Genomic DNA, 20,129 nt, shown 5'->3' on the forward strand with positions numbered 1-20,129 from the left:
CAACTCGGTATCAATGATTCACTGTGTACGCGAGCATCATCGAAATCTGGCTCATCGCCCGCCCGCCGCTCTGCTCGTGCCATTGATTGAACGCATCCTGCACAATCGCCAGATCGCGCAGACTGGTCGGCACCTTGTCGACGATCTTCTGTGCGTTCAGCGCGGCGACCACGTCGTAGCTCGGTACAAACGTGTCCTTGCCGACCATGCGCAAAAACCGTGGCGCCGACAGCCCACCCAGTTGATGGCCGTGCTTTTTCAGGTAGGTCCACAGACCGACGATATCGGTCACCGGCCAGTCGGCGATCAACGCACCGAAACTGCCCTTGTCTTTCTCTACATCAAGAATGAACTGCGCATTGCGCGGCACGCTCTTGAGCTTGCCCAGGTGACGGATGATCCGCGCATCCTGCATTAAACGCTCAAGGTGTTCGGCGCTCATCAGCACGACTTTTTCCGGGTCGAACTTGAAGAACACTTCTTCGAAGGCTGGCCACTTGGCGTCGACCAGACTGTGCTTGAGGCCGGCGCGGAACACACGCAGGGCCATGGTCGAGAGGTAGCGGTCGTCGCTGATCTTGCGCAGTTGCGCCGGGGTCTTGGGAACGGGCAGATGGGCTTCCAGTTCAGCCGCCGAACCGAAGCGGTTCAGACAGTATTCGTGCAGCCACTTGTAATCGCGCATGCCCTCTCCTATTGAATGAAGCGAAGAAACCAATGTGGGAGCGAGCCTGCTCGCGAAGTGGGAGGATCAGTCAACAAATCAGTTGAATGACGCACCGCTTTCGCGAGCAGGCTCGCTCCCACATTTGAAATGTGTTTACAAGTTGACGACGTTGACGAAGCGCGAAGCGGCGGTCTCGTCGATCTTCAGGCTGGTGAAGTCGAACAGGTTGCGGTCGGCCAGTTGCGACGGGATCACGTTCTGCAGACTGCGGAAGATGCTTTCGGTTCGGCCCGGGGTCTTGCGTTCCCAGTCCTGCAGCATTTCCTTGACCACCTGACGCTGCAGGTTTTCCTGCGAACCGCAGAGGTTGCACGGGATGATCGGGAATTCCTTGAGGTCCGAATACGCCTGAATGTCTTTCTCGTTGCAGTACGCCAGTGGACGGATCACCACGTTGCGACCGTCATCGGCGCGCAGCTTCGGCGGCATCGCCTTGAGGCTGCCGTTGAAGAACATGTTGAGGAAAAACGTCTCGACGATGTCGTCACGGTGGTGACCGAGGGCCATCTTGGTCGCGCCGATTTCGTCGGCGAAGGTGTACAGCGTGCCGCGACGAAGACGCGAGCACAGCGAGCAGGTGGTCTTGCCCTCCGGGATCAGCTCCTTGACCACCGAGTAGGTGTCTTTCTCGACGATGTGGTACTCAACGCCCAGCTCTTTCAAATAGGCCGGCAGCACATGCTCGGGGAAGCCCGGCTGTTTCTGGTCCATGTTCACCGCGACGATCTCGAACTTGATCGGGGCAACCTTCTGCAGGTGCAGCAGCACGTCGAGCATGGTGTAGCTGTCTTTGCCCCCGGACAGGCAGACCATGACCTTGTCGCCATCTTCAATCATGTTGAAATCGGCGACCGCTTCGCCGGCCAGGCGGCGCAGGCGCTTTTGCAGTTTGTTCTGGTTGACCGTAAGAGTGCCCATGACGCGAAATCCGTGAGGTGTGACGAAAGGCCGGCATTTTACGCAAAAACCCCGGGGTTGTGGGCACAGGTTGTCGCGGCCAGCCGACGACGCGTTAACAGACCCCAAGGCGATTACCCGCCCTGTTTACAGCGCGATTTGCTCTAAGCCCCTAATACCTGTGCGGGTAAGACCTTTCTATACTGCGACATAGGTCGCACACAATCTGAAGACCTGTATTTGCTCGGCCACCTTGGCCCGTAGGCGCTCCGCTGGGGGGCGATGGCAATAACAAGAGGAGTGACTGGCATGATCCATCACGTAGTGGGACTTTTTACCCACCCCGATCAGGAATGGAAGGAAATCCGTGGCGACCAAGAGGAAAGCATCAGCCACATGTACCTGACACACACGCTGATTCTGGCGGCTATCCCCGCTGTCTCGGCCTTTATCGGCACCACACAGGTCGGCTGGGTAATCGGCAATCGCGCGCCGGTCATGCTCACCGTCGAAAGCGCGATCTGGATGACCGTCATGTCGTACCTGGCCATGCTCGGCGGGGTCGCGGTCATGGGCGCCTTTGTGCACTGGATGGCTCGCACCTACGACGCCAATCCAAGTCTGGCCCGTTGTGTGGCCTTCGCCACCTACACCGCGACACCGTTGTTTGTCGGCGGGCTGGCGGCATTGTATCCGCACATGTGGCTGGGGATGATCGTCGGCACGGCGGCCATCTGCTACACGGTGTATCTGTTGTACGTGGGGCTGCCGACGTTCATGAATATTCCGTCGGATGAAGGCTTCCTGTTTTCCAGCTCGGTGCTGGCGGTGGGTCTGGTGGTGCTGGTAGCCATCATGGCGTTCACCGTGATCGTCTGGGGGCTGGGCGTTGGTCCCGTCTATACGAACTGACTCGCCAAACCAATCAGAGGCCGCCGCAAGGCGGCCTTGTCGTTTGCCGAATGACCATTCGGCAGTTCGGCGATTCGCAAGTCCGGGGCGTTACGGCATACTCGACGTCTCTGGAGATCCATCAAGCATGCCCGAGCAACTCAATACCCGCGTCGAAGACTGTTACCAACTCGCAGAATCCTTTTTCAAACGTTCCTTCCCACGCCCTGTCGTCAGCCTCAAGCTGCGCGGGCAAAAGGCCGGTGTCGCGCATCTGCACGAGAATCTGCTGCGCTTCAACCCGCAGTTATACCGGGAAAACACCGAGCACTTCCTCAAGCAGACCGTGGCCCACGAGGTTGCGCACCTGATCGCCCATCAGTTGTTTGGCGAGCGCATTCAGCCCCACGGCGAGGAATGGCAACTGATCATGCGCGGCGTTTACGAACTGCCGCCGGATCGCTGCCACACCTATGCAATCAAGCGCCGCAGCGTGACCCGCTATATCTATAAATGCCCGTGCGCCGACAGTGATTTCCCGTTTTCGGCGCAGCGCCATAGCCTGGTGCGGCAGGGGCGGCGTTACCTGTGTCGCCGATGCCGCAACACGTTGGTGTTCAGTGGTGAGATGCGCGTCGAATAGTCAGTTTGTGTCGCCCTGACTGGCCCCATCGCTGGCAAGCCAGCTCCCACAGGTTCAGGTGTCTTACACAGAATCTGTGGACACCTCGAAAACTGTGGGAGCTGGCTTGCCAGCGATGAGGCCAGAACAGGCACTAAAGAATGACTTTGGCCCGGCGCAGCTCTTCAATTTTCGAAGGACTCAACCCCAACTCCGCCAACACCTGATCCGTATGCTGCCCCAACACCGCGCCAACATGCCGCGGCGCCGGCAACGCTTGGGAAAACTTCAACGGACAGGCCATCTGCGCCTGCGTCGAACCATCCCCGCGCGGCACCTGCGTCACCAGTTCCCGCGCCTGCAACTGCGGATGGCGCACCGCCTCACCCAGACTCAATACCGGCTCGACACACGCATCGATCCCGGCAAACAGCTCGCACAACTCAGCAAAGTCGTGTTTTTCGAACTCGACCGTCAGCGCGTACTTCAATGCCCGCTGCTGCTCGGGCTTTGAGGACAAGCCCTGCGCCGCCAACTCCGGCCGCCCCAACGCCGTACACAGTTGCTGCATGAACCCCGGTTCCAGACTGCCCACCGACATCCAGCGGCCATCGCGGGAACGGTAATAATCGTAAAAGCTGCCGCCGTTGAGCATCTGGTCTTCCCACGCAGGTTCTTCGCCGCAAGCCAGATAGCCGGCACCGGCCATGGCATTCAGGCTGAACGCGCAATCGGTCATGCTCACATCCAGATGCGTGCCCTGCCCGCTCTGCTGACGCGCAATCACAGCGGCCAACAACCCGATCACCCCGTGCAGCGAACCACCGGCGACATCCGCCACCTGCATGCCCAACGGCAACGGCCCGCTGTCGGCGCGGCCGGTGTAACTGGAAAGTCCGGCCAGCGCGAGATAGTTGATGTCATGCCCGGCGCGGTCCTTGTATGGCCCGGTCTGGCCGTAACCGGTAATCGACACGTAAATAAGCTTCGGGTTGATCGCCTTCAGCGCTTCATAGCCCAGGCCCAGGCGCTCCATCACACCCGGGCGAAACTGCTCGAGGACGATGTCGTAATCGGCCAGCAACTGCTTGATCACTTCCACGGCTTCAGGCTGTTTCAGATCCAGCGCCAGGCTGCGCTTGTTGCGGTTCAGGTAAGCGTGGCTCGCTGATACTCCGCCATCATGCGGTGGCAATACCCGCAGCAGGTCCATGCGCGTTGGTGATTCGATGCGCAGCACTTCAGCGCCCATGTCCGCCAGCAACAACGAGGCGAACGGCCCCGGCAGCAGCGTCGAGAAATCGAGGATTTTCAGTGAGGCCAGCGGTGCGGACATGGGCGAACTCCTTGGGCGATGCACTCAGCCTAGGCAGCGATGCCGTGTACGGCAATCACCGGAAATGTCAGCGGGTATGACCGTTACGCTCAAATCGCAGGCAAGAAAAAACCCGCCGAAGCGGGTTTCTTCAATTCAAGCAGTGCTTACTTCACATTGCTCGGGGTTGGGCCTTCAGCCACACCCAGGTCATCTTCTTCACGCTCGTCGGAGATACCGCGACCGCCCGAGGCCAGTTCGGTTTGCAGCTGATCGGTATCCAGCTCCTTGACCCACTTGGCAACCACGATGGTGGCTACTGCGTTACCGACCAGGTTGGTCAGTGCGCGGGCTTCGGACATGAAGCGGTCGATACCGAGGATCAGCGCCAGACCGGCCACCGGCAGGTGACCTACCGCCGACAGGGTCGCGGCCAGTACGATGAAGCCCGAGCCGGTCACACCGGCTGCGCCTTTGGAGGACAGCAGCAATACCAGCAGCAGAGTGATCTGGTGGGTGATGTCCATGTGGGTATCAGTCGCCTGAGCGATGAACACGGCCGCCATGGTCAGGTAGATCGAAGTACCGTCGAGGTTGAACGAGTAACCGGTCGGGATCACCAGACCTACTACGGATTTCTTCGCGCCCAGACGCTCCATCTTGATCAGCATGCGTGGCAGTGCCGATTCCGACGAAGACGTGCCCAGTACGATCAACAGCTCTTCACGGATGTAACGCACCAGTTTAAACACGCTGAAACCGTGAGCACGGCAGATCGCACCCAGCACCACCACCACGAACAGGATGCAGGTGATGTAGAAGCAGATCATCAACTGGCCCAGTTGCACCAGCGAGCCGACGCCGTAAGCACCGATGGTGAAGGCCATCGCGCCGAAAGCACCCAGCGGCGCCAGTTTCATGATCATGTTGATGATGTTGAACATCACGTGGGCGAAGCGATCGATCATGTCCAGCAGCGGACGACCGTACGAACCCAAGCGATGCAGGGCGTAGCCGAAGATCACCGAGAACATCAGCACTTGCAGGATGTCACCGGTGGCGAACGCGCCGACGATGGTGTTCGGGATTACATTGAGGAGGAAACCGACAATGCTCTGGTCTTTACTGGCCGTCACATAAGTGGCGATTTTCGAGGCGTCCAGGGTGGTGACGTCGATGTGCATGCCGGCGCCCGGTTGCACAACGTTGACCACGATCAGACCGATCAGCAGGGCAATGGTGGAAACGATTTCGAAGTACAGCAGCGCGTAGCCGCCGGTCTTGCCCACGGATTTCATGTTCTGCATGCCGGCGATGCCGCTGACAACGGTACAGAAGATGATCGGGGCGATGACCATTTTGATCAGTTTGATGAACCCGTCACCCAGCGGCTTGAGGGCCACACCGGTCTGAGGGTAGAAGTGACCAAGCAGGATGCCGATGGCGATGGCAACGATCACCTGGAAATACAGGGATTTGTACAGTGGCTGACGAGTCGTCATTGCAGGTTTCCTCAAGCGTCCCGCGTGGCAACATCCATCTGTTGACCGCGAAACCTTAATTGCGAACCCTCCTGCACTGGAGGGATTTGTTGTTGGAGCAGCATTTTCCATCTGGGCCAAACGCACGCTTCTGTGGCTTGTATCGCAAACCTCGTGCCACTTTGGTGCGATTGCCAGCAAGCCTTTTGATATCAGGGGTAACGGGTCTACGGATGTCACCATCCTGTGACTCAGGCGTGGCGGATTTCCGCCAACTCACCGCTTCTCGTCCTACAATTTGGCGGAAATCCGCCTTGTCGATGCGTCCAGCCCGCCGCTACCATCCGGCGCCTGAAGAAGGATCTGCCGCTTATGCGCGAACGCACCATCGCCAGTCATTTTGCCCGTGCCGCCCTCGGTGGCGCACGCCGCGTGGGTTTCGATTACTCGGGCCTGCTGCTGCAACTGGGCATCAGCCCGGAATTGCTCGACGAACCTCGCGCGCGCATTGCTCCGGAACAATTCACCCGCTTGATTCAGGGCCTGTGGCTGGCGCTGGACGACGAATACCTGGGTTTCGGCAACGCACCAAGCAAACCCGGCAGTTTCGCCATGATGTGCCACGCCTCGATTCACTGCCGCAATCTGGAAAAAGCCCTGCAACGCGGCTTATTGTTTTATAGCCTATTCCCCGAAGCCCCGCGCCTGAGCCTGACGCGCGAAGACGAATGGGTACGCCTGAGCCTCGACGATTCACAATTGTGGGATCCCGATCACTTTCTCACCGAGAGCCTGCTGGTGATCTGGCATCGCCTCGGCAGTTGGCTGATCGGCCAGCGGATTCGCCTCGAACAGGCGAGCTTCAGTTATCCGCGCCCCGAGCATGGGGCCGAATATGACCTGTTGTTCCCCTGCCCGCTAACCTTCGGCACCGAGCAAAGCAGCCTTTTATTCCACAGCCGCTATCTGTCTATGCCGCTGTTGCAGGACGAACGCACGCTCAAACACTTCCTCGAACGCTCCCCCGCCGACCTGCTCTCGCGCCCGGACGACGGCGACAGTCTGAGTAGCCGTTTGCGCCGCTTGCTCAGCCGTGACACTGCAAATTGGCCGGATCTGGACGCGGTGGCGGCGCACTTGCACATCAGCCCGCAGACCTTGCGCCGGCACTTGCGTGAGGAAGGCACGAGTTTTCAGGAGTTGAAGGATCAGTTGCGGCGGGATATCGCCATTTATCATTTGGGGCGGGCGGATCTGTCGTTGCAACAGATTGCCGAGCAGTTGGGGTTTTCCGAACCGTCGGCGTTTCATCGGGCGTTCAAGAAGTGGACGGGGTTGACGCCGGGGGCGTATCGGGCGCAGGAGCAGTGAGACGCCAAATCAAAAGCCCCTCACCCTAACCCTCCCGAAACGTCGGACCGCCCGGGGGGAGAGGGGACTGATTGGGGGATGCTCGGTAAATACGCCGACCTGCAAGCTCTCTATTGAATCCATATTCGCTGCAAATCGCTCAGGTCGATAATTTTCCAAAGACACTTCGGTCAGTCCCCTCTCCTTCTGGGAGAGGGCAACTCCCAATCACACCGCCGGAAAATGAATCCTGAACGCCGCCCCACCCATCGGCGAATCCCCCAGCGCGAGTTTGGCGTTGTAGCTTTCGATAATATCCTTGACCACCGCCAACCCGATCCCTTGCCCCGGATGCTGGGCATCCAGGCGTTCACCACGCTCGAGGATCCGCGCACGCTGATCCGGCGGCACACCGGGGCCGTCATCTTCGACGCACAGTTCAATCCCGGCCAGAGTCTCACGCACGCTGATACGCACTTCGCCCAGACACAGGCGATAAGCGTTTTCCAGCAAGTTGCCCATCATCTCCAGCAAGGCACCCTGCTCAATCGGCACATAGCAGTGCTCAGGCAGATCAAAGGCCACGCGCACATGCTTGTCGCGGTACACCTTGTCGAGGGTGTCGCACAGGCTTTTCAGCACCGGTTGCAAGCGCACCTGATGTCGCACCAGTCCGCTTTTGCGCAAACTGGCCCGTTGCAGTTGATAGCTGATCTGCTGGCTCATGCGTTCGATCTGACTCTGCAGCACCCACGCTTGATCGCGTTCTTCGGGACGCTGGGCCATGTCCTCGCTAACCCCTTGCAACACCGCCAACGGCGTTTTCAGGCTGTGCGCCAGATCATCGAGGGAATCGCGATAACGACTGCGCTGCTGGCGCTCGCTGTGCAGCAAACGGTTGAGCGAGCCGGTCAGGCGCAGCAGTTCACGTGGATGTTGTTCGGTGAGGCTTTCACGGGTGCCGCCTTCGATTTCGTCGAGCTCCTGACTGAGCCGGCGCAGCGCTTTGAGGCCCCAGGTCAGGCCGATCCACAACAGCGCCAGCAATACCAGTAATGCCGCGCCGAAGCCTAGATAGAGATTTTCGCGCAGGCCTTCGAGGGTGGTTTCGTACTCGCGCACCGGTTGCAGGGCGACGATGCTGAACGCCGCGCTTTTGCCGCCGAGCAGTTTGACTTCGACGTCATAGACGAAGAATTCCTGGCCATTGCTTTCGCGGATCCGCGCGAACTCATTACCGAGTCCGTCGTAGCGCGGTTTGTAGTTGATCTGCTCTTCCTGAGTCGCCTTCGAGCGCCAGACCAGATGCCCCTCGCGATCGTAGATATAGCCGAGCAAACGGAAATCGGTGAGGTTGAAACGCTCATCCGGCAGTTGCGTCGGCATCACCAACCGACCGTTTTCAATGCGCGCGGCAGAAATCAGCGTAGTGACGTCCGAGGCCAGCCGCTGCTCGATCGAGTCTTGCAGCGCCAGGCTGAACGCGCCTTGCATCGCCGGCAGCAAAGCGAGCATGAACAACACCGCCAACGTCGTGGCGGCGAGCATCAAGCGAACGCGAAGAGAACGAATCAAGTGCAGCGCTCATTGAACAGGTAGCCGAGGCCGCGCACGGTATCGATTGGTTTGAACCCGGCCGGCCCTTCGAGTTTGCGCCGCAGACGGCCGACCAGCACTTCGATGACATTCGGATCGCGCTCGTCGTCATCCGGATAGAGCTGCTCCATCAAGCGATCCTTGGGCACCACTTGCTGGTGATGACGCATGAGGTATTCGAGGATGCGGTACTCGTAGGCGGTCAGCGCCAGCGGTTGTTCGTCGAGGCTCGCCTGTTTGCGATTGAGGTCGAGCAGCAGCGGGCCGGCAACGATGGTCGACTGAGTGAACCCGCTGGAACGGCGCAGCAAGGCATTCAGACGCGCGTCGAGTTCTTCGAACTGGAAGGGCTTGACCACGTAATCGTCGGCACCGGCGGCGAGGCCTTCGACCTTGTCCTGCCAGTTGCCGCGCGCGGTGAGGATGAGGATCGGGAAGGTCTTGCCGCCCGCGCGCAACTGGCGAATCAGGTCGAGACCGCCCATGCCCGGCAAGCCGAGATCGATCACCGCCAAGTCAAAGTTGAACTGTCCGGTCTGGTACAGCGCCTCCTCGGCATTGGCCACGGACTCGACCACGTGGCCACTTTCCGTCAGGCGGGTTTGCAGGTGATGGCGCAAGAGCGCTTCATCTTCGACGACCAACAGTTTCATAACACTCTCCCGGGCAAATCAGAATCTCCAGTCACACACCTGTGGGAGCGAGCCTGCTCGCGAAGGCGATGGCTCAGTCGACCTCTGATCGACTGAACCGGCGCTTTCGCGAGCAGGCTCGCTCCCACATTGAACCTGCTGGCAACTCCTTAGAAATTGTAGTTGGCCGACAGGTAAGTCTGGGCGCTGCTGGTCAAATCCAGCGAGCCTTGCTTGCTGCCGCCGCTCTCCTTCATTTCAGTGCTGGCGTTGCTGCGCAGGTAACGGTAACCAAGTTCGACCGAGGTGTTCTGCGAGACTTGCTGCAACACACCGAACTGGCCGCCAACCGCATAACCGATGTCACTGTCGCGGCTGTAGCTCGGCGAGTCCTGAGTCAGCTTGGTCAAACCCGCCGTCGCGCCACCGAACAGCTTGGTGCTGCCACCCACCGGATAGAACAGATCGTAACTGCCCAGCAGGTTTTCCTGACGCAGTTTAATGCCATTGTGCGAACCGGACACGTTGTCGTAGGTGGCGTAGTAGCGACCCTGGCTGTTTTGCTGACCGAGACGTACGCCGTAGGTGTTGTTGCCGTCGATGGCGCCAGTGGCGTTCGGGTGGTCGAGGTTGTTGTTCAGCGAGTTGGATTTGTTGATCTTGTCACTGGTCTGGCCGAAGGACAGGCCGGCGAAGTTCGAAGTGGTGTCGGCCTGGGCCGCGATACTGGCGCTCATTACGGTCAATGCCAGCAACAGTTTGTTAAAAGTCATGGGTATTTCCTCTTTCACAGTGCTGTTTGGGTATGGCGCAAGGTTACTGACCTTCCCCTGTACCGCCCCTGAACCGTCTCTGAACCCGACCTGAACCAAATGAACTAGGCTGATTTGACCGTTTATTGTCAGGAGATCCGACCATGCGCCTGTTCCTTGCCCTCATTTTGCTGGCCGTCAGCAGCCTCACTCAGGCAGCGATCAAGACCGAGGAAATCCCCTATCAAAGCGCCGATGGCACAAAGCTGATCGGCTACTACGCCTATGACGACGCCATCAAAGGCAAACGTCCGGGTGTCGTCGTGGTGCACGAATGGTGGGGCCTGAACGATTACGCCAAACGCCGCGCACGCGATCTCGCCGCACTCGGCTACAGCGCGTTGGCGATCGATATGTACGGCGAAGGCAAGAACACCGAACATCCAAAAGACGCGATGGCGTTCATGCAGGCAGCGACTCAGGATGCGGCGGCTTCCAGCAAGCGCTTTGAGGCCGGGCTGAATTTGCTGAAGCAGCAGCCGCAGACCGACGCCAACAAAATCGCCGCTATCGGTTACTGCTTCGGCGGTGGCGTGGTGCTCAACGCCGCGCGGCAAGGTGAACCGTTGGCGGGCGTGGTGAGTTTCCACGGCGCGCTGGCGACCAAAACCCCGGCGACGCCCGGCAGTGTGAAAGCGAAGATTCTGGTCGAGCACGGTGCGCTGGACAGCATGGTCACTGCCGACAATGTCACGGCGTTCAAAGCGGAAATGGACAAGGCCGGTGCTGACTATAAATTTGTCAGCCTTGACGGTGCCAAGCATGGCTTCACCAATCCGGATGCCGATCGCCTCAGCCATGGCGAGCACGGTGGCCCGGACATCGGGTACAACAAGGCAGCGGATGAAAAATCCTGGGCGGACATGAAAGCGTTCTTGCAGAAAATCTTTAGCTGAACAGGAACACCGAGGCGCGGCCTTCGCGAGCAGGCTCGCTGCCACAGAGGATCTTCTGGGCGGCATAGATCCAGTGTGGGAGCGAGCCTGCTCGCGAAAGCCGCACCACCGATCTCGACCTTGCCGCGACTAACCGGCAAAATGCCCGCCATGAATCTCACCCCCGCCCTCCCCGCCTGCTGCACCGCACTCGACAGCCACTGGCCGTTGCCGACGGTATTGGCCGACACCGTGCTGCTCAGCACCCACTTCGATCCGGCCCGACTGCTCGGCGATGACTTTCAGCGCAGTGCCGTGGTAGCACCGCCGAGCATTCAGCGTTCGGTGGCCAAGCGGCAGGCGGAATTCCTCGCCGGGCGTATTTGCGCCCGCGCGGCGTTGCGGCAATTGGAAGGCAGCAGCGTTGTCCCAGCGATTGGTGAAGACCGCGCGCCGATATGGCCGGCACATATCTGCGGCTCGATCACCCACAGCACCGGTCGTGCGGCGGCAATTGTTGCCAACAAACGACACTGGCGCGGGCTGGGAATGGATCTGGAAAATCTGCTGAGCACCGAACGTGCCGAGCGTCTGGCCGGGGAGATTCTGACGCCACCTGAAATGCAGCGCATGACGGCCGCCTCGCGAGATCAGTTGGCGTTGCTGGTGACACTGACGTTTTCCGTGAAAGAAAGTCTGTTCAAGGCGTTGTATCCGATCGTGCAGCAGCGCTTTTATTTCGAGCATGCTGAAGTGCTGGAATGGACTGAGGCCGGTGAAGTCCGGTTGCGGTTGTTGACGGACTTGTCTGCCGAGTGGCGCAACGGCACCGAACTGGAGGCGCAGTTCGGGGTGCAGGATGGGCAGTTGTTGAGTCTGGTCAGTATCCACGCCTGAAATCTTTAGCGCCTGTCCGGGCCTCATCGCTGGCAAGCCAGCTCCCACAGGTTTCTGAGTGGACCTTAAATCCGTGCTCACCACGGTCACTGTGGGAGCTGGCTTGCCAGCGATGGGGCCAGCACAATCACCGCAAATACCTAGCGGCGCTCCTGATTCCTCGGCCAACTCAGGCTGAAACACGCCCCACCCAGACTCTTGCTCTTGCCAATGATCGCCCGGCCGTCATGCCAGTGAATGATCCGCCGCACAATCGACAAGCCCAGACCATGCCCGCCCGACGCCCGCGTACGGCTGTCGTCCAGACGCAGAAAAGGGGTAAAAATCCGCTCCCACGCGACCTCCGGCACACCCGGGCCGTCGTCCTCGACGTCGACGCGACAGCGCAATTGCCCGACCTGATAACTCACCGTCACGTTCGAACGGGCGTGGCGCATCGCGTTGCTCACCAGATTCTGCAGCGCCCGGTGCAGATAGCGTGGCTCGGCTTCGACCCAGGCATCATCGTTATCCGCAGCAGACAGGCACAAACCACGCTGCACCGTGACCTCGGCGCGTAACGGCGCCAGTTCCTCGATCACCTGATTGACCAGTGCATCGAGATCGATGCGCTGGAAGGTCAGCGCCGGCGAACCCTGTTCCAGCCGCGCATAGGTGAGCATTTCATCGACCAGCTTATCGAGGTCTTCGATGTCGTGATCCATGCCTTCACGGTACTTTTCCAGCGCTTGCGGCGTGGTTGCCGAACCGATCATCTCCAGGCCGAAACGCAGGCGTGCCACCGGTGTGCGCAATTCATGGGACACCGCGCGCACCAGTTCGCGCTGAATCGCCAGCAGCTGTTGCAAGTGCTCAGCCATGCCATTGAACGCCGACGCCAGGCGCCCGACCGAGTCAGCACCGCGCGCTGGCACACGGGTTTCCAGGCTGCCCTTGGCAATCCGCGTGGCCGCGGCTTCGAGGCCACGCAAACGGCGTTCGAGCTGACGCACCAACAAATAAACGATAAGGCCGATCAGGGTCAGGCCGAGTGCAGCAATCAGCACCAGCCATTCCGGCGGATACGGGTTCATCTGATACAGCGGGCCGATCTCCAGCACCCACGGCGTGCCGACCATGCCGGCAAAGACGCGGATCGAATCGCCGCCCTTGCCCAGCGCCATGACGGTGTCGCCTTCGGCCACGCGGCGGCTCTGGTCTTCGTCCATGTCGGCATCATTCACCGTGACCAGGCGCAGATCGAAACCGAAACCCTTTTCTTCCTTTATCTGCGCGAGGCGCTTGGGCTGTTCGGCGACCGGCACGCGCACCAATTCATCGGCCAGCAGGTAAATGGTCGCGCGGGCCAGTTGTTCGCTGATCTGCTGCACTTCCCCCACCAGCACCAGTTGCTCTTTGTCGCTGACCATTCGATAGACTTTCGCCGCGTGCGGCCCGGTCTGCTCGACCAGCGCCTGACCACGCTGTACGCGGGTGCGCTGGGACAGATCGAGATCGGTCTCGGCAAACTTCTTCAGCGCCAGCGGAATCCCCAGCAACCGCTCCCACACCAGCAACGCGCGATGGCGCTCGGTTTCGTTCATCGGTTGCAGATTGCCGGCCATCAGCGAGAACGTGCCGTGGGCCAGCCGCTCGCGATATTGCTCGCTGCGCACCTGATTAAGCAGGTTGAGCGCCAGCACGCCGAGCACCGCCACCAGAATGATCGCTGCGCACATGCCGCCGTAGATGCGCAGGAAGATCGAGTTCACAGCGGCAGATCTACGCAGGCTTCAGGCACGAACAGATAACCTTTGCTGCGGATGGTCTTGATCAGACGCGGATGGTCGGGGTCGTCACCGATTTTCGGGCGAATGCGCGAAATGCGCACATCGATCGAACGGTCCTGACCGTCATAGCCGATGCCGCGCAGTGCGGTGAAAATTTCTTCGCGCGACAGAATGCGCCCGGCGTTGGACACCAGCAGCCAGAGCAGATCGAATTCGGCGCTGGTCAGTTCGATGCCATTGTCGCTCAGCCACGCCTCGCGCAAGGCGTCGTCGACCACCAACGGACCAAATTGCAGACGACGGCATTTCTCGGCGACCGGTTCGGGTGTGTCGCTGCGGCGCAGCAACGCCTGGATTCGCGCCAGCAACAGCCGTGGGCGCACCGGTTTGCACACGTAATCGTCGGCACCGAGGTCAAGCCCCTGGATCTGATCGGCATCGTCGGTGCGCGCAGTGAGCATCAGAATCGGCCCGTCATACTGATTACGCACCTTGCGGCAAATGCTCAGGCCATCTTCGCCGGGCAGCATCAGGTCGAGGATCACCAGATCCGGCTGCTCCTTGATGATCCGCGCCGCCGCCAACGCACCGTTACCTTCGATGTCCACGCGCAGTCCATTGGCTTGCAGGTAGTCGCGCGTCAGTTCGGCCAATCGCTGGTCATCCTCGACGATCAATACCTGAAAGGCTTGTTGCTCCACCGGTGACCTCTACTTTCTATTGTTATTGATAAAAGAGGAACGTCTGACTCAACACAATTCCCTGTGGGAGCGAGCCTGCTCGCGAAGGCGTCGTATCAGTCAACATCTGAGTCAGATGACATAGCGCATTCGCGAGCAGGCTCGCTCCCACAGTTTCAGATCCTCCCGTCCTTTTGTCATGTTTCTGGAGGATAACAATGCCTGCGCATGAGCCGATTGTATAAACGGCGTACAGCCAGAACACAAGTCGGTAAATGCGTTCGGACAAGGCGGTTTTTTGTGATAGGGTTCGCGCCCTTAAAAATCCGCTGAAGCGTTTTTCCCGGTGAAAAAACAGTGACAGACGGTCTAGCTCAGCAGGTTCGCGGCCTACACGCATTTTCGAAGTTTCTTACACAATTTACGCACAGGCTTATCCACAGGTAGTACGTTGCAATCCCCCCCTGAAACGCATTATCTTGTAGCCCGAGCGCAAAAAAACCCTACATGTAGGGTTTGACGCTAAAAAACCAAACACAAACCCGGCAGTGAATTCAAGGCTTTTTATTGCCATTGTCTGGTTGAACCAAACGTATTTTCGAAAGCCCAAACCGCGCCTGCGGATGGCTACCGTTTTTGCGCCGATCACGGTGTTTACGGTACGGGTGTTGCAGTGGCGAAACTGCTCCCCGAAAGGAATGCGGTGATACGCGTATCGCGTGAACCGAAGACTTCGGCATGGAAGCGGCGCTCACAAGGCCCTCTTCCTGAACTGTCCCGAAGTCGTTATGCCCGGCGCGTGCCGGTTGTAGTGCTTCAGGACGGAACGGTGGGCACCGTGATGGTGCCCAAACAAACATAGAGAACGTGGAGACACCCATGCAAACCGACACAACTCGCGAGAACCCGCAGGGCACCTTGCCGCAGGCCGCCGATTCGAATTCGGATCTGGCAGCCACCGCGCCTGGTCAACTGCGCGTGATCAAGCGCAATGGCACTGTCGTTCCTTACACCGATGACAAGATCACCGTCGCTATCACCAAAGCGTTCCTCGCAGTTGAAGGCGGCACCGCTGCCGCTTCGTCGCGAATCCACGACACTGTTGCGCGCCTGACCGAACAGGTCACTGCAACCTTCAAGCGTCGCATGCCATCGGGCGGCACCATCCACATCGAAGAAATCCAGGACCAGGTCGAACTGGCCCTGATGCGTGCCGGCGAGCAGAAAGTCGCTCGCGACTACGTGATCTACCGTGACGGTCGTTCGAAAGAGCGCGCTGCCCACGCACCGGCCGAAGAAGCGGTCAACGCTCACCCGTCGATCCGCATCACCCGTGCCGACGGTAGCCTGGCGCCGCTGGACATGGGTCGTCTGAACACCATCGTCACCGAAGCCTGCGAAGGTCTGGAAGAAGTCGACGGCGACCTGATCCAGCGCGAAACCCTGAAAAACCTCTACGACGGCGTGGCCCTGACCGACGTCAACACCGCGCTGGTGATGACCGCCCGTACCCTGGTCGAGCGTGAGCCGAACTACTCGTTCGTCACCGCCCGCCTGCTGATGGACACCCTGCGTGCCGAAGGCCTGGGCTTCCTCGGTGTGGCCGAAAGCGCCACTCACCACGAAATGGTCGACCTGTACGCCAAGGCACTGCCGGCCTACATCGCCAAAGGTATCGAGTTCGAACTGCTGAACCCTGTGCTGGCCTCCTTCGACCTGGAAAAACTGGGCAAGGCGATCAACCACGAGCGTGATCAGCAATTCACCTACCTGGGTCTGCAAACCCTGTACGACCGTTACTTCATCCACAAGGATGGCGTGCGTTTCGAACTGCCGCAGATCTTCTTCATGCGCGTGGCCATGGGCCTGGCGATCGAAGAGAAGCAGAAAGAAGACCGTGCGATCGAGTTCTACAACCTGCTGTCGTCCTTCGACTACATGTCGTCGACCCCGACCCTGTTCAACGCCGGTACCCTGCGTCCACAGCTGTCGAGCTGCTACCTGACCACCGTGCCGGATGACCTGTCGGGCATCTACCACGCGATCCACGACAACGCCATGTTGTCGAAATTCGCTGGCGGCCTGGGCAACGACTGGACGCCGGTGCGTGCTCTGGGTTCGTACATCAAGGGCACCAACGGCAAGTCGCAAGGCGTGGTTCCGTTCCTGAAAGTGGTGAACGACACCGCCGTTGCCGTTAACCAGGGTGGCAAGCGCAAAGGCGCTGTGTGTGCCTACCTGGAAACCTGGCACATGGACATCGAAGAGTTCATCGAACTGCGCAAGAACACCGGTGATGATCGTCGTCGTACCCACGACATGAACACCGCCAACTGGATCCCTGACCTGTTCATGAAGCGTGTCTTCGATGACGGCAAGTGGACCCTGTTCTCGCCATCCGAAGTGCCGGACCTGCACGACCTGACCGGTAAAGCCTTCGAAGAGCGCTACGAGTACTACGAAGCGCTGACCGAATACCCAGGCAAGGTCAAACTGTTCAAGACCATCCAGGCCAAAGACCTGTGGCGCAAAATGCTCTCCATGCTGTTTGAAACCGGCCACCCATGGCTGACTTTCAAAGACCCGTGCAACCTGCGCAGCCCGCAGCAGCACGTCGGCGTGGTTCACAGCTCGAACCTGTGCACCGAGATCACCTTGAACACCAACAAGGACGAGATCGCCGTTTGCAACCTGGGCTCGATCAACCTGCCGAACCACATCGTCAACGGCAAGCTGGACACCGCCAAGCTGGAACGCACCGTGAACACCGCTGTACGCATGCTCGATAACGTTATCGACATCAACTACTACTCGGTGCCACAAGCGAAGAACTCCAACTTCAAGCACCGTCCGGTCGGTCTGGGCATCATGGGTTTCCAGGACGCGTTGTACCTGCAGCACATTCCTTACGGTTCCGACGCTGCCGTCGAGTTCGCCGACAAGTCGATGGAAGCGGTCAGCTACTACGCGATCCAGGCTTCCTGCGACCTGGCTGACGAGCGCGGTGCGTACGAGACGTTCCAGGGTTCGCTGTGGTCCAAAGGCATCCTGCCGCTGGATTCGCAACAGATCCTGATCGAAGCCCGTGGCCAGAAGTACATCGATGTCGACCTGAACGAAACCCTCGACTGGGCACCGGTTCGCGCCCGTGTACAGAAAGGCATTCGTAACTCGAACATCATGGCCATCGCACCGACCGCGACCATCGCCAACATCACTGGCGTATCGCAGTCGATCGAACCGACCTACCAGAACCTGTATGTGAAATCGAACCTGTCGGGCGAATTCACCGTGATCAACCCGTACCTGGTTCGCGACCTCAAGGCTCGCGGTCTGTGGGACTCGGTCATGATCAACGACCTGAAGTACTACGACGGTTCGGTTCAGCAGATCGAGCGCATCCCGCAAGAACTCAAAGAGCTCTACGCGACCGCGTTCGAAGTGGACACCAAGTGGATCGTTGACGCGGCCAGCCGTCGTCAGAAGTGGATCGACCAGGCCCAGTCGCTGAACCTGTACATCGCCGGCGCATCGGGCAAGAAGCTCGACGTGACCTACCGCATGGCCTGGTACCGTGGTCTGAAAACCACTTACTACCTCCGTGCCCTGGCCGCGACCAGCACCGAGAAGTCGACCATCAACACCGGCAAGCTGAACGCTGTTTCCAGCGGCGGCAACCATGGCGACGATTCGGTTCTGGCAGCACCTGCCGGTCCTGCTCCAGTGCCAAAGGCTTGCGCGATCGACGAGCCGGATTGCGAAGCTTGCCAATAAGCTGAGCTGAGTCAGGCGTTGCGAGACGCCTGATACTCTCCGGGCAAAAGAAACCCCCGACAGACTTCTGGTGTGTCGGGGGTTTTCTTTTGTCTGGAGTAAAAATCGAAGTAAAAAAAACGGCGAAACCTGAATGCAGGCTTCGCCGTTTTTATTCGTACAACGGCTTTTGTCAGACCGCGAATGACTCGGTCATTGCCTGCCCTACGACAGGAATGGTGAAGGATTGACCGTTGTTGGTGTAGAACGTTTCGATGGTATTCCCGCCCTTGTACCAGTCCTTCAGGAACACACCGGAATCCAGGTTGCCGCTTTGCAGATCGGCGGCATTGAAGATGTAGGCGCCAAGGTCGTTCTGGACAATCCGCACATCACTGACACTCTGAATGTTCTTGAGGGTGACAGTGTCGATCCCGGATGTGCCTGTGTCCTGGATGCCTACCATGGTTTTCGAGAACACAATATAGGCGTCACCGCTCTCTCCGCCCAAGGCATCACCCGATCCGCGCAAGTTCAACGTATCAACACCTGCACCACCCTGGAGTTCATAGCCGTAACCGGTACCCGTCAAGGTATCGTTACCGTCACCACCATAGGCAATTCCTGCCGACACGGTGATGTTGTCGTTGCCAGATTCACCATAAAGAATGCTGCCGGCATCGTCATCGGCACTGCGCATGGTGTCATTGCCGTTACCACCGTAAAGCGTATCGGCCTGGACGCCGCTAATAGTCAGTGGTCCGAATGCACCGGTATCAGTGGCGGTGCCGCCATAGATAAAGTCATCCCCCTCACCACCATAGATGAGGTCGTTACCCGCCCCGCCCTCAAGCTTGTTCGAGTAGGCGTTGCCAGTCAGCATGTCATTGAATGCCGATCCCATCAGGTTATCGATGTTAATCAGCACGTCACCTTGAGCGTCGCCGCCTGCGGCAGTGCCCTCCAGCAAATTGATCTGAACGCTGCCAGTGCTGGTCAAGTACCAGGCGCCATCACCTCGACCAACACCCGTCAGCAGATCGGCGCCAGCGCCACCGACAAAATTCTCCGCCGCAGCGGCACTGCCCGTAAAGCTGTCGGCCTGTGTCGTACCCTGGAATACTTCGATCGACGTATAGATATCGCCGGCGGCCGCGCCAGTCAAAACAGGTGCGCCCAGATCCAGGGTGACACCGCCAGCTTCGTCGGCGAAGCTCACCATATCCATACCGAAACCACCGTCGAATCGGTTGATGCCCGCATCCCCGACAAACGCATCACTGAAGTCAGAACCCAAGATCGCTTCGATACTGCTGTAAACATCGCCGGCGGCAATTCCGGTGTGTATCCCGGTTTTGGTATTGAGGGTCACGCCCTTGTCGGCATCGCCATAACTGACCGTATCAAAACCCTCTCCACCGATGAGTTGGTCTGCTCCTGCGCCACCGAACAACGTGTCATTGCCAGCCCCACCCGTGATGATGTTGTCCGAGGCATTGCCACGAGCAATGAAGTTGCCGGTACCGGTGAAAGTCAGACGCTCGACTTCACTGGCCAAGGTGATGGTGTTCAGTGTGGTGCGCACTTCGTCATCACCGCCGCCAGCCATTTCCACCACATTCTGGCTGGCCGAGCCGTTGATGATGTACACGTCGTTGCCGGCACCGCCGTAGAAGGTCGTGGTACCCAGCGAGGCGGTGAATACGTCGTTGTAGTTCGAGCCAATAATGGTTTCGAAATCCGAGAACGTGTCACCTTGCGCGTCGCCACCCAGACCGGTGCCCACACGCGCGGCGGTCATGGTGATGTTGACGCCTTGCTCCGACTGCGCG

General features: G+C 59.2%; 16 protein-coding genes. 6 read left to right on the plus strand and 10 right to left on the minus strand.

Going from position 1 to position 20,129, the window contains the following annotated elements; translation table 11 throughout:
* Positions 1-10 precede the first annotated feature (10 nt).
* Both ACM6IN_RS14860 and ttcA read right to left on the minus strand, forming a co-directional pair.
* Positions 11-685 (minus strand): DNA-3-methyladenine glycosylase I, encoded by a 675-nt coding sequence (locus ACM6IN_RS14860; RefSeq protein WP_007917512.1) that lies wholly within the window; start codon positions 683-685, stop codon positions 11-13.
* A 135-nt stretch (positions 686-820) separates the two neighbouring features.
* Positions 821-1,645: a tRNA 2-thiocytidine(32) synthetase TtcA gene (ttcA, locus tag ACM6IN_RS14865; RefSeq protein ID WP_007917513.1), complete on the minus strand. Its 825-nt coding sequence runs from the start codon at positions 1,643-1,645 to the stop codon at positions 821-823.
* 288 nt (positions 1,646-1,933) lie between these two features.
* On the opposite strand from ttcA, the gene ACM6IN_RS14870 reads away from it, so the two are divergent.
* Positions 1,934-2,536 (plus strand): Yip1 family protein, encoded by a 603-nt coding sequence (locus ACM6IN_RS14870; protein ID WP_007917515.1) that lies wholly within the window; start codon positions 1,934-1,936, stop codon positions 2,534-2,536.
* Positions 2,537-2,663: 127 nt separating this feature from the next.
* Positions 2,664-3,158 (plus strand): SprT family zinc-dependent metalloprotease, encoded by a 495-nt coding sequence (locus tag ACM6IN_RS14875; protein WP_007917517.1) that lies wholly within the window; start codon positions 2,664-2,666, stop codon positions 3,156-3,158.
* A gap of 133 nt (positions 3,159-3,291) precedes the next feature.
* On the opposite strand, the gene ACM6IN_RS14880 is transcribed toward ACM6IN_RS14875, so the two are convergent.
* Both ACM6IN_RS14880 and ACM6IN_RS14885 read right to left on the minus strand, forming a co-directional pair.
* Positions 3,292-4,473, minus strand: a complete 1,182-nt coding sequence (locus ACM6IN_RS14880; RefSeq protein ID WP_414916266.1) for a CaiB/BaiF CoA transferase family protein — start codon at positions 4,471-4,473, stop codon at positions 3,292-3,294.
* A 146-nt stretch (positions 4,474-4,619) separates the two neighbouring features.
* On the minus strand, positions 4,620-5,954 hold the full coding sequence (locus tag ACM6IN_RS14885; protein WP_007917521.1) for a dicarboxylate/amino acid:cation symporter: 1,335 nt from the start codon (positions 5,952-5,954) through the stop codon (positions 4,620-4,622).
* A gap of 351 nt (positions 5,955-6,305) precedes the next feature.
* On the opposite strand from ACM6IN_RS14885, the gene ACM6IN_RS14890 reads away from it, so the two are divergent.
* Positions 6,306-7,304: an AraC family transcriptional regulator gene (locus ACM6IN_RS14890; RefSeq protein ID WP_414916267.1), complete on the plus strand. Its 999-nt coding sequence runs from the start codon at positions 6,306-6,308 to the stop codon at positions 7,302-7,304.
* A gap of 207 nt (positions 7,305-7,511) precedes the next feature.
* Here ACM6IN_RS14890 and ACM6IN_RS14895 read toward each other — a convergent pair whose 3' ends face one another.
* The 3 genes from ACM6IN_RS14895 to ACM6IN_RS14905 form a co-directional block, all read right to left on the minus strand.
* On the minus strand, positions 7,512-8,858 hold the full coding sequence (locus ACM6IN_RS14895; RefSeq protein ID WP_038367433.1) for an ATP-binding protein: 1,347 nt from the start codon (positions 8,856-8,858) through the stop codon (positions 7,512-7,514).
* A complete protein-coding gene (locus ACM6IN_RS14900; RefSeq protein WP_007917525.1) occupies positions 8,855-9,532 on the minus strand; it encodes a response regulator transcription factor in 678 nt (225 codons plus the stop codon). Before ACM6IN_RS14900 ends, ACM6IN_RS14895 begins: the two co-directional genes overlap by 4 nt.
* A gap of 149 nt (positions 9,533-9,681) precedes the next feature.
* Positions 9,682-10,284: a membrane protein gene (locus tag ACM6IN_RS14905; protein ID WP_007917526.1), complete on the minus strand. Its 603-nt coding sequence runs from the start codon at positions 10,282-10,284 to the stop codon at positions 9,682-9,684.
* Positions 10,285-10,427: 143 nt separating this feature from the next.
* Between ACM6IN_RS14905 and ACM6IN_RS14910 the strand changes: the two genes are divergently transcribed.
* On the plus strand, positions 10,428-11,219 hold the full coding sequence (locus tag ACM6IN_RS14910; RefSeq protein WP_007917527.1) for a dienelactone hydrolase family protein: 792 nt from the start codon (positions 10,428-10,430) through the stop codon (positions 11,217-11,219).
* Positions 11,220-11,369: 150 nt separating this feature from the next.
* Positions 11,370-12,095, plus strand: a complete 726-nt coding sequence (locus ACM6IN_RS14915) for a 4'-phosphopantetheinyl transferase family protein (RefSeq protein WP_007917528.1) — start codon at positions 11,370-11,372, stop codon at positions 12,093-12,095.
* A gap of 140 nt (positions 12,096-12,235) precedes the next feature.
* On the opposite strand, the gene ACM6IN_RS14920 is transcribed toward ACM6IN_RS14915, so the two are convergent.
* Both ACM6IN_RS14920 and ACM6IN_RS14925 read right to left on the minus strand, forming a co-directional pair.
* A complete protein-coding gene (locus tag ACM6IN_RS14920; RefSeq protein WP_123376393.1) occupies positions 12,236-13,846 on the minus strand; it encodes an ATP-binding protein in 1,611 nt (536 codons plus the stop codon).
* Positions 13,843-14,565: a response regulator gene (locus tag ACM6IN_RS14925; protein WP_414916268.1), complete on the minus strand. Its 723-nt coding sequence runs from the start codon at positions 14,563-14,565 to the stop codon at positions 13,843-13,845. The genes ACM6IN_RS14920 and ACM6IN_RS14925 overlap by 4 nt, the downstream gene beginning before the upstream one ends.
* 858 nt (positions 14,566-15,423) lie before the next feature.
* Here ACM6IN_RS14925 and ACM6IN_RS14930 point away from each other — a divergent pair.
* Positions 15,424-18,318 (plus strand): ribonucleoside-diphosphate reductase subunit alpha, encoded by a 2,895-nt coding sequence (locus ACM6IN_RS14930; protein ID WP_095114529.1) that lies wholly within the window; start codon positions 15,424-15,426, stop codon positions 18,316-18,318.
* Positions 18,319-18,490: 172 nt separating this feature from the next.
* Here the strand turns inward: ACM6IN_RS14930 and ACM6IN_RS14935 are convergent.
* The coding region (locus tag ACM6IN_RS14935; RefSeq protein ID WP_414916269.1) for a calcium-binding protein at positions 18,491-20,129 on the minus strand (1,639 nt) is incomplete at its 5' end.

The organism is Pseudomonas sp. IT-P395 (genome assembly GCF_949767675.1).
Lineage (GTDB): Bacteria > Pseudomonadota > Gammaproteobacteria > Pseudomonadales > Pseudomonadaceae > Aquipseudomonas.